This is a genomic window from Peribacillus sp. B-H-3 (assembly GCF_048572925.1).
Classification (GTDB): Bacteria; Bacillota; Bacilli; order Bacillales; family DSM-1321; genus Peribacillus.
Genome location: NZ_CP183879.1, coordinates 2,786,267 through 2,798,351, shown reverse-complemented (window position 1 = coordinate 2,798,351; position 12,085 = coordinate 2,786,267). Strand labels below are relative to the sequence as shown.

Below are 12,085 nucleotides of genomic sequence, written 5' to 3'. Positions count from 1 at the left end.
GTTATAAGGTGAAGTAACCAGCAGTTCGGGTTATCTCTCTTTCACTACTATCGCGGATAGTTGAAAACATACGGGATTATAAAAGCGAAATAAAAAGGATGGATTTATATGCAAACTAACGTATATAGCACAGAGAATCTGCTTCACCTTAACAGCCTAAAAAGCCTCGTTCCCGAAATTCTGTATGCATATGCAACATATAACAGTGCAGTTCTGAAAGCTGGAGCTTTGAACAGAAAAGAAAAAGAAACCATTGCTCTTTCATTAGCATCTGCGATACAATGCCCGTACTGCATCGATATCCATACAAGAAGTGCCAAAACAGAGGGAGCTTCACTTGAAGAACTGTCTGAAGCTATATTTATTGCCGCTGCAGTAAAAGGCGAAAGCACATTTATGCAACAAGAAGAAATAACCGGCCAATCAAATGAATTAAATGAGTGCCAAGAAACCAGTAAGAATTTTTTTGATTCAGCCTTCCAGGCAGGAAAGCTGAGCCCAAAAATGAAGGAAATCATTGCACTAGCGGTTTCTCATCTTTTAAAGTGCTCTTTTAGCATTAAAAAGCATACAAAGAATGCAAAAGCAGCTGAGGTATCCCAGGAGGAACAAATGGAGGCAATTTTTATAGCTTCTGTCATTTGTTCCGGGGGAGTTTATATGCAAATGGCAAACATGATATCAGTATATAATGAATCTTGATAAAGTCCTGGATATTACCATCCGCAGCCCCTTAAAATAGGGGCTTTTTACTTTTCGCAGCTGTATTGGCTGATAAAAGTAACGTTTATATGGATGCTGATCATTATTTCTTCATATATTGGAAGATGAGAAGTCAATAATTTATGGAGGAAATCATGATATTAATAGAGGGGAAGCAAACAAACCTCGAGTCCCTGCAAATTGAAGGCTATGACTCAGAGTCAATTATTAAAAAAATGATTGCCTACAAAACGAAATATGAATATCCAAGCCTGAAATATTTGAGGTTCGAACTGTTTACACGCAGCAATATTTTAGAAGCCTCAAAAAAATTGAATGAGAGCGGAGCGGAATTTGAGACCTTTGAACATTCAATGTGCAATAAAAAATATTGGGACCGGCTGAATAATGGAGGATTTTTGCTAAAAAAAGACGTCTCCCCCGCATCAGCCATCTTAGATATCATAATTAATGGGGAATATTATGCATTTGAATGTTCAACTGCCATGGCAATAGTTTTATATATATCTGTAATAATGACCATTGGCAGAGCTTCGTTTAACAAATATTTCGAAGGAATACTTTTAATGGATGGACACTTCGATGAAGACCTCGAGCTGTATTCAAAAAAAGGCGATGATTTTTTGCCAGGTGATATATTGTATTTTAAAAATCCGGATTTTGATCCGGAACAGCCTCAGTGGAGAGGGGAAAACGTCATTTATTTCGGGAATGACAAGTTTTTCGGCCATGGAATAGGCATTCAAAGTTCAGCAGAAATCATTAGCTTTCTTAATGAAACAAGAGCAAAGGACGGAAGTGAATCAGCCTTTTTGACACGATCCATTACAAGACCTGATTTTATTTCGTTATATGATTTAAAGAACCTGTAAATGTATACAATTATATTCAGGCAATCTGAGCTTTTAACAACCAGAAGATTCAAATCCACTTTATCCTTCCTGTCATACACTGCAATTACCCAAGTAAAGGAATTAAAAAATAAGGAGCGTTATTGATGACAGGTGCTGCTGGCGGTTACGGGTACGGTAATGGTTTTGCATTATTAGTGGTATTGTTTATACTTTTAATCATTATAGGGTGCAGCTGCTTTAGCGGCTATGGAGGATTTTAATGGATTAATTGATCAAACGTCCTGCAATAATCTTGCTGCAAAAAGTGAAACACCCATATTTCTTTTTTTGCAGCATTTTTTTGCATCCAAAACTATGGGGCCACATGGCCACGGTTATCTGTTAATATCTTTATGGGCGGAGCCTGCGTTGATTGAATCTGAAGAGAAAATATTCACAACCAGCATCTCCCCCAGAACATTCGCCCTAATAAGGACGGCCTGATTAAGCGTATTGGCAAACTGGAAATCAGGGCCATACCAGCTGACCGTCGCATCTCTCCCTTTAGGTACATACGGAACAGCCCGGCTATGCGAATACCTTTGAACAATGTCCAATCCCGCAATATCTGCAGCATTAAAAAGGGTAGAAGATACCTGGCAGATGCCCCCGCCTATCCCTTCCGAAAATTCTCCTTTCACAATAACTGGAGCCTTTAAGTATCCCTTACTTTCAGTTCTCATTCCCACTGCTTTATTAAAGGAAAAAATCTCACCTGGAAAAACAACATAATTATTGAGTGCATTAGCAGCAAGGCTGATATTATGTGAGCGATTTTTGTTGCTGGCTTTAAAATAGGTTACATAATGTCCAATCCTTTTGGTCCTGATATTCGATAGAAGTTCACTGTCCACTTTAGGATAAATGGATATCATTGGTGTTTCCAGATGAACATCCCGTCCGCTGAAGAAGAATTCATAAAATTGCCTGGTGAATGCCTGCTGATAAAGCTTAGAGCCATTCTGCCCCGGCACGATCGTTCCCTGTCCATTAATCACTGCATTCTTTGGTGGCTGATAAGTCTGCTCATCAAGAATTTTAATGAAATTGCGGTATCTCTCCATATTTAAAACAGGAAAGCCTGGTAAGGGAATAGAAAAATCAGAACGGTCAGCTTCAGCAATTGTGCGGCCCAGATAGCTGACTGTCAAATGTGCAGATGAACTCCAAATATTCGAGATAAGTATTAAACTGCCGAACCAATGGAAAATCATTTCATGTATACACCGCCGTATATATTAGTCTTCATATAATTCCACCTATATTAATATAACCAGCTTAGACGATTGAATGTATACACTCCTTAGAAGTTTATTTTGCTCTGTACTGGTTGAATCTTCAATTGAATGATTACAGATTCAGCATGAATACTGGTTAATCAGCAGCAGTGCTGAAAAAAGGCGGGCAAACCCAAGAACAACCTGTCCATTTTAGGACAGCAAACATGTTACATAATGTCTACTAAAGTAATTTGAGGTTGGCTGTATAATCAATAGATATAAAATTTATTCAAAAATATTTATGAAAGTGGTGAAAATATGATTGCAGCACACTCGATAAACAGCAAGAGACTGCAGCAGCGTATAGAAAAACTAGCGGAAATAGGCAAGATCAGTGAAACAGGTGTCTGCCGGCTCGCATTGTCCATAGAGGACCGGCATGCTGTAGACATTGTCCGTGGCTGGATGGAAGAGGCTGGCTTGAAAACCCGGATTGATAACTTCGGAAATTTAATAGGGAGGCTTGAAGGCAGGAATCCTGATATGCCATCTCTTATGCTGGGTTCACATATTGATTCACAGCCTTATGGAGGAAGGTTTGACGGAACTATCGGAGTGCTTGGAGCCATTGAGACAGTACAGACCTTGCAAGAAAAGGGGATTGTTCCTGATATTCCAATTGAAGTGGCAGCCTTTTGTGATGAAGAGGGATGCAGATTCAATAAAGGGATTTTTGGTGTCCGGGGCATTTGGGGCGAACTTGAAGAAGGAGAACTACAGAGAGTGGATAAAGATGGTATCACAAGGGAACAGGCACTGATAAGTTTTGGATGCGATCCAACAAAATTTGCAGAGTCGCAGTATAAAAAAGGGAGTGTTGCAGCTTTTCTTGAGCTGCATATTGAACAGGGGCCGGTTCTTGAAAAATTAAATAAACCCGTTGGAATTGTGACTGGCATTTCGGGTCCATTATGGCTGACCGTCGACTTTACTGGCTTCGCCGGTCATGCAGGGAGTGTCCCTATGGATATGCGGAAAGATGCATTGCTTGGTGCCGCAAAAGTAATTGTGGCACTAAATGAGATTGCAGCCCGCAACCCAGATTCACCAGCAGTTGCAACAGTAGGAAACATTGAGGTATTTCCTAATTCCCGTAACATTATTCCTGAAAAAGTCAGTTTTACTGTTGATTTACGGGATATTGATATTGAACAGAGAAACCGGAATGAAATGGAGTTAAAACGGGAGATCCAGAAGATTGCCGAACAGCATGGACTTGAAGCAGTTATAAGAGAAGACACCAATACGGAACCCCGTTACTGTGCAGAGTGGATTAAAGAGACCATTCGCAATGAAGGCAAAAAAATGGGTATTGAGCCGGCTGAGCTTATGAGCGGACCTTTTCATGACAGCATGGTCATGTCACGTTATTGCGATTATGGAATGATTTTTGTACGCTGCAAAGACGGAATCAGCCACAATCCTCTTGAATATTCGTCGAATGAAGATATTGCACTTGGAACAGAACTGCTATACCTGACTGCATTATCCGTCATTGAAGCAAAAAAATAATTAATAAAAACAATGGGGGTGGCATCAGATTTCATCCCCGTATTTTTATGACCAAGGTGCTTTTAAAGGAAAAGCGATCCGGGGCAGCCGCTGTTTGCCTCCCGTCCAGAATGAAAACAGTACAGCCGGCTGAGTTTTTGAAAAACCAGAATGCCAGAGATTTTGATAATTGATTTTAATGTACATATTCTACAGCCACTTTTCTGCATGTAAGGAATTATTTTTTACACTATGTATGAATCGGCAAATTATATACTTACAAAGTGTTTAATGAATTGCATTCTTTGTCATTATAAAATAAGTGAAATGAATACTGATTATTCAGTATATTTTCTTACTTAGAAAACAGGAGGGGTTTTCATGACTGATAAAGTAATGATTGGGCTTATACAAGCGGCAAATGATATTCATGGAGACGAGCCAGTGGAAGTCCATAAAAAAAAGGCAATTGAGAAACATGTGGATTTAATCAGGAAAGCAAAAGAAAAATCGGCGCAGATCATCTGCCTCCAGGAAATTTTCTATGGTCCATATTTCTGTGCGGAGCAAAAAACTAAATGGTACGATGCAGCTGAAGAAGTACCAAATGGACCAACAGTAAAACTTTTTCAGGAACTGGCAAAGGAACTTAGTGTCGTTCTTATTCTTCCAATTTATGAACGGGAGGGAATAGCCACCTATTACAATACTGCTGCTGTCATAGATGCAGATGGTTCTTATTTAGGCAAATACCGTAAAAACCATATCCCGCATGTTGCAGCAGGAGAAGAAGGCTGCGGATTTTGGGAAAAGTATTATTTTAAGCCTGGTAATCTTGGCTATCAAGTGTTTGATACCGCATACGCCAAGATTGGTGTGTATATATGCTATGACCGGCATTTTCCGGAAGGTGCACGGCTGCTTGGGCTGAAAGGAGCGGAAATTGTCTTTAACCCGTCCGCGACGGTAGCTGGCACTTCTGAGTATTTATGGAAGCTGGAACAGCCTGCACATGCCGTAGCGAACGGATACTATATTGCCGCAGTCAATCGGGTGGGTACCGAAGCGCCATGGAATATGGGAGAGTTTTATGGCCAGTCGTACCTAGCAGACCCAAAAGGAAATTTTGTTGTCATGGCCAGCAGAGATAAAGATGAAGTTATTGTGGGGGAAATGGACAGGAAGTTAATACGGGAAGTCAGGGATGCCTGGCAATTCTACCGTGACCGGCGGCCTGAGACATATAAAGAAATGACGGCTTTGCTTCCTTAAATATATAAAAAAGAGAAGAAGGGAGAACGTTCATGAATAAAGCTGAAAGAATATCGCTGCATCAACTGGAACGGAATTTTGAAGAAATCGAACCTGCTTTGACTAACCGCCAGGCTATTGAAGAAGCAAATCGATGTTTATTTTGCTATGATGCTCCTTGTATTAAAGCTTGCCCTACAGACATAGATATTCCTTCTTTCATCAAAAAAATTGCATCCGGCAATTTAAAAGGGTCGGCTAAAACAATTATGACTGCAAATCCTGTAGGTGCAAGCTGTTCGAGGGTATGTCCTACAGAAGAGCTATGCGAAGGAGCTTGTGTGCTTAATCACTCCACCTCCCCAATCCTGATCGGAAATCTTCAAAGATATGCAACGGACTGGGCGATCAGCAATGAAGCAGTCCTTTTTAAGGCCGGAAAAAAGACCGGGAAGAAGGTAGCCATTATAGGGGGCGGCCCCGCCGGTTTATCTGCTGCCAGGGAGCTTGCTATTCTGGGACATTCGGTCACTATATTTGAGGCAAAGGAAAAAGCGGGAGGAATGGATACATATGGGATCGTTTCTTTCCGCCTCCCTCAAAGCATATCATACTGGGAAATTCAGCAAGTAAAAAACCTTGATGTGGAAATCAGGACAAATACGGCAATAGGCAAAGATATCGCAACGAAAGCCATCCTAGATACCTATGATGCTGTTATCCTTGCAATAGGCATGTCTGAGGTTCCAAAGTTAAGAATTGACGGCGAGGAATTAGACGGTGTTTATGATGCGATATCATTTGTTGAAGCCACGAAAACAGGAACACTTACCAAAGACTTAATAGGAAAAAAAGTTGCGGTAATCGGTGCAGGAAATACGGCAATAGACGCTGCCACTTGTTCTGTCCGCCTGGGTGCAGAAGACGTCAAAATCATTTATCGGCGATCTATTGATGAAATGACAGCCTATGACTTTGAATATGAATTTGCGATACATGATAATGTGGATTTCCAATGGCTTACTGCACCTGTAAGGATTATTTCTGATGGCCAAGGAAGGGTATCAGCAATTGAATGCATCAAAATGATCTTAAGTGAACCTGGCGACGATGGGCGGAGAAACCCGCTGCCATTGCAGGGCTCTGAATTCACCCTGGAAATAGACGCGGTTATCAGAGCAATTGGACAATCCCGTTATATATCTTTATTAGAAGAATTTGGTGTTGAACATAGAGAAGGAGTGGTCAAACTTATTGCTGATTCATATAAAACCACATGCGATAAAGTATATGCTTGCGGTGATGTGACTTTTGGAAAAGGACAGGGAGAAGCAATGGTGGTTTCCGCTGCACAGCAGGGAAAACTGACTGCCTATGAAGTTCATAAAAGTCTTGTAAGCGAAGTAACCGCAACTGCCTAAATAGCAAAGAAGGAGGCATAACATGGCTGATTTACACATTAATCTTGCAGGGATAAAATCACCGAATCCCTTTTGGCTTGCTTCAGCACCCCCGACCAATTCAGGCTACCAGGTGCAAAGGGCATTTGAAGCAGGATGGGGCGGAGCTGTATGGAAAACACTTGGAGACCCAATCTTGAATGTAACCTCCCGTTTTGCTGCAGTCGGGTTTAATGGCCAGAGAGTGGCAGGCTTTAATAATATTGAACTAATTACTGATAGACCCCTTGAAGTGAATTTAAAGGAAATCTACGAAACGAAAAAACGGTTTCCGGATCATGCCATTATCGCCTCATTAATGGTTGAGCCTAAACAGGAGAAATGGCATGAAATTGTTAAACGTGTAGAAGATGCAGGAGTAGACGGTTTTGAGCTTAATTTTGGCTGTCCCCATGGAATGGCGGAACGGGGAATGGGCTCCGCTTCAGGACAAGTACCTGAGCTTGTGGAAAAACAGACATATTGGGCAAAAGAAGCCGCACGCTCACCCGTTATCGTAAAATTAACTCCCAATATAACAGATATTACGGTAACAGCAGAAGCTGCGGTAAGAGGCGGAGCAGACGCCGTAAGTATGATTAATACGATAAACAGTCTTGCAGGGGTTGATATTCATTCCTGGAATACCATTCCTCATGTAGCTGGAAAAGGGGCACATGGCGGCTATTGCGGTCCTGCAGTTAAGCCTATTGCCTTGAATATGGTGGCGGAATGTGCCCGGAATGCACTTATAGATGTACCAATTTCTGGAATAGGCGGAATATCAAATTGGCAGGATGCCGTTGAATTTATTTTAATGGGTGCTACTGGAGTTCAAGTATGTACAGCTGCTATGCATCATGGTTTCAGAATAGTAGAAGATATGATAGAAGGACTATCCAATTATTTAGATGAAAAAGGCTTAGCCTCCGTCATGGACCTTGTAGGAAAATCCGTGGACCGCTACTCAAACTGGGGCGAGCTCGATTTAAATTATAAAGTAGCAGCCAGAATCAATACAGAGGTATGCATTAAGTGTAATAAATGCCATATTGCTTGCGAAGATACCTCACATCAATGTATCGATATCCTTACCGGAGAAAGTGGAAACTCTTACTTGCGTGTGCGGGAGGAAGATTGCGTGGGGTGCAATCTTTGTTCCATCGTTTGCCCGGTTGATGGTGCAATTGATATGGTTGAACTAGAAAGGCAGCTGCCGCCGATGACATGGAATCAAAGACAAAATGCAATTGGAATGCTTGGTGAAAGAGACCTGGTTAAATAGGAGGGTATACTATGAAAAAAATAATCCGAAACGGAAAAATTGTCACTGCATCAGATGTCTATAAAGCAGATATATTAATAGAAAACGAGAAAATATCATCTATAGGTATAAATCTAAATGCAGAAGGCGCAGAAATAATCGATGCAGCCGGTTCTTATATTTTCCCTGGCGGAATTGATCCACACACACATTTGGATATGCCCTTTGGCGGAACCGTTACAAAGGATGATTTTGAAACTGGAACAATTGGTGCGGCATATGGAGGAACGACAACTATTATCGATTTCTGTTTAACGGAAAAAGGGGAACCATTAAAAAAAGCCATCGATGTCTGGCATGAGAAGTCCAGGGACAAAGCAGTCATTGACTATAGTTTTCATTTAATGATTTCAGAGATAAATGAAGATGTACTTAATGAAATTCCTAAAGTAATTGAAGAAGAGGGCATCACTTCTTTTAAGGTGTTTATGGCTTATAAGAATGTTTTTCAGGCAGACGATGAAACACTCTTCCGGACACTTGTAACAGCAAAGGAAAATGGGGCCCTGGTGATGGTACATGCAGAAAATGGGGATGTGATCGATTATTTAACAAAAAAAGCACTTGAAGAAGGTAAAACTGAACCGATTTATCATGCATTAACCCGTCCTCCCGAAATTGAAGGAGAAGCAACGGGCAGGGCTGCACAGCTTGCCGGCCTTGCAAATTCACAATTATATGTCGTCCATGTATCCTGCCAGGATGCGGCCGAAAAAATTATAGAAGCAAGGAAAAAAGGGTTTGATGTGTGGGGAGAAACCTGCCCTCAATACCTGGTGTTAGATCAATCCTACATGGAAAAGCCCGACTTTGAGGGAGCAAAGTATGTCTGGTCCCCTCCACTTCGGGAAAAACATCATCAGGATTTTCTATGGAATGCATTGAAAAGCGGGCAGCTGCAGACCATTGGCTCTGATCAATGCTCCTTCGATTTTAAAGGGCAGAAAGATTTGGGAAGAGATGATTTCACAAAGATTCCTAACGGGGGGCCAATGATTGAAGACCGAATGAGCATCCTTTTTTCAGAAGGTGTTATGAAAGATCGGATCACCTTAAATCAATTTGTTGATATCACTGCCACAAGAGCCGCCAAGCTGTTCGGTCTTTACCCTCAGAAAGGAACGATTGCCGTTGGATCAGATGCTGACTTGGTTATATTTGATCCATCAGTAAAAAGAGTGCTTTCTGCAGAAACTCATCATACTGCTGTCGATTATAGCGCTTTTGAAGGCATGGAGATAACAGGGGAGCCTGTAACTGTTTTATCCAGGGGCAGTTTTGTCATAAAAAATAAGCACTTTGTAGGGGAGCCAGGAAAAGGGCATTATCTTAAACGCTCAAAATATGGAAAAGAATATAAAAGCAGGGTAGAAGAGCTTTCTTTATAGAAAAATCTTTTCCAGACTGAGCAACATCGACTGGCCTAAGTCAGCTGATTGCTTAAAATGTGCGGAAGGGTGAGCTGAATGTCAGATTTCCAAGAGTTCCTAGAGGAAAAAGAAAAGATTGATAGCCTGGTTAACCAAGGGTACAGAATTGAACATATTACTGAAAATCTCAGCGGGGCGTTTGTAGACTTTAAAAAATCTAAAGAAGTAAATGAATATCAGCAGCTTCATATTAAAACAGCAGAAGGCAGAAAATATTTCTCTGTATTATTATTAGAAGCAGCTTACAGCAACAAAAAATAATCCCCGCAAAAAGTGCGGGAAATGTCTAACCATATCCCTTTTTATCCTATTTTAGAGACATGAAGAAAATCATGTCTCTTTTTGATGTTAGAAAAACTGACAGTCCTATGGCTGAGATGCCTGATTTTTATTATAATTATAATAATATGACACAATCATAATAGGAAATGAGGCTGCAACAATGAATTCTTTTATTACAATAGAAGAAATCTTAAAGCGAAAACACTTTGATAAAAGCTGCATAGCAGCAGGAAATCAAGGAATACAGCGTTTAGTAAAGTGGGTGCATGTTGTAGAATCCACCCAAGTCAACCACTTGCTGAATGGAAATGAATTAATTCTTACCACCGGCCTTGGCTGGAAAGATGATGAATCATTATTTATGCCATTCTTACAAAAGCTGATTGCAGCCCAGGCCTCAGGAATATGCATAGAATTGGGCACCAATATTGTTAACATTCCTCAAGAAGCAATTGAATTAGCCGACCGCAGCAAATTTCCTATCATCCTTTTTCATCATGAAGTACCCTTTGTCGAAATAACCCACGATTTGCATTCCATCATCATTAATAAGCAATACCTTTTGATCTCAAACATTGAAAATTACTCCCAGGAGCTGAACAAAAACCTCTTGGAAATTGACCATTACGAGCAAATACTTAAGTTTTTGCAAAATTACTTGAATCTTCAGGTTTTAATTGTTTTCAATGATAATAAAACACTCGCTTTTCCTATAATAAGGGGAAAAGAGCTGACGTCATTGCTTGAACAGATAAAAGAATATGACCGCATTCAGCATACATCCATGTTAAAACAGACGGTTACAATTCTTGGAGAAAGCTATGCAGAACTGATCATTTGTGCCAAGAACCGCCTTTTGAACGAATTTGACCTCATTATTTTAGATCGGACAGCCACTGCACTTGCTCAGCATTTCTTAAGGGACTTATATGTGGAGGAAAGAAAACTGGCCGAAGAAAGCAAATGGATCAGAAGCTGGCTGGATGGCGAATATAGCGATGAGGTTGTCCGCAGCCAGCTTTCATACAGCCATCCGCAAACCAATCTTAATGGAGGGACCGTCTGCATTTGCAAGCTTCAGGCAGCTTCCAATAAAAATTCCTCAGTAGACCGCACATATTTTAAATTATTGTTCAGGACGGTTTTCGAACAAAGCGGTTTTCAGCTATTTTCTACTGAAATTCAGCATAATCTAATTTTTATTCTAGGCGATAAACGAATTCCAGATAATTGGAAAGAAAGGATGACCGATGCTTTTATCAGGATAAATAAAGCTGAAAACAGCGGGAGAAAGAGATTGATCGGTATTTCATACGGTGTTGGAAAATATGTAACTGATTTGGGCGATGTGTATAAGAGCTATCAATCAGCTAAAGAGACACTTCTTCTCCAGGATTCCCTTGCTGAAGAAAACAAAAGCTATTTTTATCAGGATCTTCATATGCACAGGATTTTATCTTTAGTCAAACAGCATAGCAACCTGGAGGAAACAGTAAATGAATATCTTGAACCAGTGCTGAATTATGACAGACGGAATAACGGTGAATTACTCAGGACTCTGAAAACCTATCTCGCCTGCAGCGGATATAAACAGGAAACTTCAAGCAGGCTGTTTATTGTCAGGCAAACCTTATATCATCGTCTTGAAAAACTGGAAAAGCTCCTCGGCCAAAATTTCATGAAGTCCGAGAAGCGGCTTGAGCTTGAATTCATGGTGCTTGCACACGAATATTTGACAAGCTCAAAAAAAAACCTGAAGCTCAAGGCAGAAATCTAAGACTCAGCTGGCGGGGGAGAAAATAAAGTCTTAGATCCATAATTTAAATGCCAGAGATGTAAAGCGATACTTGCCTTTTAGTATCGTTTTTTTGCTGAAGACTTTCATGGCAATTTTCTTGTACAGTGCAACAAACTGTAGGAATTTCACTCTTATTCTTTAACATAGTGTCTAATGAAGCTAATCCGTGCGGCT

At 40.6% G+C, this 12,085-nt stretch carries 11 protein-coding genes; 10 read left to right on the top strand and 1 reads right to left on the bottom strand.

Annotated features, from left to right (window positions below; all coding sequences use genetic code 11):
- Positions 1–108 precede the first annotated feature (108 nt).
- The 3 genes from ACN6MY_RS13895 to ACN6MY_RS13885 all read left to right on the top strand — a co-directional run bounded on the left by ACN6MY_RS13895 (position 109) and on the right by ACN6MY_RS13885 (position 1,837).
- A complete protein-coding gene (locus tag ACN6MY_RS13895; protein WP_419880728.1) occupies positions 109–702 on the top strand; it encodes a carboxymuconolactone decarboxylase family protein in 594 nt (197 codons plus the stop codon).
- Positions 703–857: 155 nt separating this feature from the next.
- Complete coding sequence (locus tag ACN6MY_RS13890; RefSeq protein WP_419880727.1) at positions 858–1,595, top strand: protein-glutamine gamma-glutamyltransferase; 738 nt, start codon at positions 858–860, stop codon at positions 1,593–1,595.
- A 125-nt stretch (positions 1,596–1,720) separates the two neighbouring features.
- The gene (locus ACN6MY_RS13885; protein WP_419880726.1) at positions 1,721–1,837 is read left to right on the top strand and encodes a YjcZ family sporulation protein; all 117 of its coding nucleotides are present in this window, start codon (positions 1,721–1,723) and stop codon (positions 1,835–1,837) included.
- 114 nt (positions 1,838–1,951) lie between these two features.
- Here ACN6MY_RS13885 and ACN6MY_RS13880 read toward each other — a convergent pair whose 3' ends face one another.
- The gene (locus ACN6MY_RS13880) at positions 1,952–2,830 is read right to left on the bottom strand and encodes a VanW family protein (protein ID WP_419880725.1); all 879 of its coding nucleotides are present in this window, start codon (positions 2,828–2,830) and stop codon (positions 1,952–1,954) included.
- A gap of 324 nt (positions 2,831–3,154) precedes the next feature.
- Between ACN6MY_RS13880 and ACN6MY_RS13875 the strand changes: the two genes are divergently transcribed.
- The 7 genes from ACN6MY_RS13875 (at position 3,155) to ACN6MY_RS13845 (ending at position 11,890) form a co-directional block, all read left to right on the top strand.
- Positions 3,155–4,408, top strand: coding sequence for a M20 family metallo-hydrolase (locus tag ACN6MY_RS13875; RefSeq protein ID WP_419880724.1), 1,254 nt, complete (start codon positions 3,155–3,157; stop codon positions 4,406–4,408).
- Positions 4,409–4,768: 360 nt separating this feature from the next.
- Positions 4,769–5,659: a nitrilase-related carbon-nitrogen hydrolase gene (locus ACN6MY_RS13870; RefSeq protein ID WP_419880723.1), complete on the top strand. Its 891-nt coding sequence runs from the start codon at positions 4,769–4,771 to the stop codon at positions 5,657–5,659.
- A gap of 32 nt (positions 5,660–5,691) precedes the next feature.
- The gene (locus ACN6MY_RS13865; RefSeq protein WP_419880722.1) at positions 5,692–7,059 is read left to right on the top strand and encodes an NAD(P)-dependent oxidoreductase; all 1,368 of its coding nucleotides are present in this window, start codon (positions 5,692–5,694) and stop codon (positions 7,057–7,059) included.
- Between the two features lie 22 nt (positions 7,060–7,081).
- A complete protein-coding gene (gene preA, locus ACN6MY_RS13860) occupies positions 7,082–8,362 on the top strand; it encodes an NAD-dependent dihydropyrimidine dehydrogenase subunit PreA (protein WP_419880721.1) in 1,281 nt (426 codons plus the stop codon).
- Positions 8,363–8,373: 11 nt separating this feature from the next.
- Positions 8,374–9,789 carry a dihydropyrimidinase gene (gene hydA / locus ACN6MY_RS13855; RefSeq protein WP_419880720.1) on the top strand — a complete coding sequence of 472 codons (1,416 nt, stop codon included), beginning with the start codon at positions 8,374–8,376 and terminating at the stop codon, positions 9,787–9,789.
- 78 nt (positions 9,790–9,867) lie between these two features.
- Entirely contained in the window at positions 9,868–10,092 is a 225-nt protein-coding gene (locus ACN6MY_RS13850; RefSeq protein ID WP_419880719.1) for a hypothetical protein, read from the top strand.
- 181 nt (positions 10,093–10,273) lie between these two features.
- Positions 10,274–11,890 (top strand): PucR family transcriptional regulator, encoded by a 1,617-nt coding sequence (locus ACN6MY_RS13845; RefSeq protein ID WP_419880718.1) that lies wholly within the window; start codon positions 10,274–10,276, stop codon positions 11,888–11,890.
- Positions 11,891–12,085 lie beyond the last annotated feature (195 nt).

Bases quoted from the DNA above. Each gene is read 5' to 3' on its own strand.
- ACN6MY_RS13850 (WP_419880719.1), top strand. From the start codon at position 9,868: ATGTCAGATTTCCAAGAGTTCCTAGAGGAAAAAGAAAAGATTGATAGC.
- ACN6MY_RS13875 (WP_419880724.1), top strand. From the start codon at position 3,155: ATGATTGCAGCACACTCGATAAACAGCAAGAGACTGCAGCAGCGTATA.
- ACN6MY_RS13845 (WP_419880718.1), top strand. From the start codon at position 10,274: ATGAATTCTTTTATTACAATAGAAGAAATCTTAAAGCGAAAACACTTT.
- preA (WP_419880721.1), top strand. From the start codon at position 7,082: ATGGCTGATTTACACATTAATCTTGCAGGGATAAAATCACCGAATCCC.
- ACN6MY_RS13890 (WP_419880727.1), top strand. From the start codon at position 858: ATGATATTAATAGAGGGGAAGCAAACAAACCTCGAGTCCCTGCAAATT.
- ACN6MY_RS13870 (WP_419880723.1), top strand. From the start codon at position 4,769: ATGACTGATAAAGTAATGATTGGGCTTATACAAGCGGCAAATGATATT.
- ACN6MY_RS13895 (WP_419880728.1), top strand. From the start codon at position 109: ATGCAAACTAACGTATATAGCACAGAGAATCTGCTTCACCTTAACAGC.
- ACN6MY_RS13880 (WP_419880725.1), bottom strand. From the start codon at position 2,830: ATGATTTTCCATTGGTTCGGCAGTTTAATACTTATCTCGAATATTTGG.
- ACN6MY_RS13885 (WP_419880726.1), top strand. From the start codon at position 1,721: ATGACAGGTGCTGCTGGCGGTTACGGGTACGGTAATGGTTTTGCATTA.
- hydA (WP_419880720.1), top strand. From the start codon at position 8,374: ATGAAAAAAATAATCCGAAACGGAAAAATTGTCACTGCATCAGATGTC.
- ACN6MY_RS13865 (WP_419880722.1), top strand. From the start codon at position 5,692: ATGAATAAAGCTGAAAGAATATCGCTGCATCAACTGGAACGGAATTTT.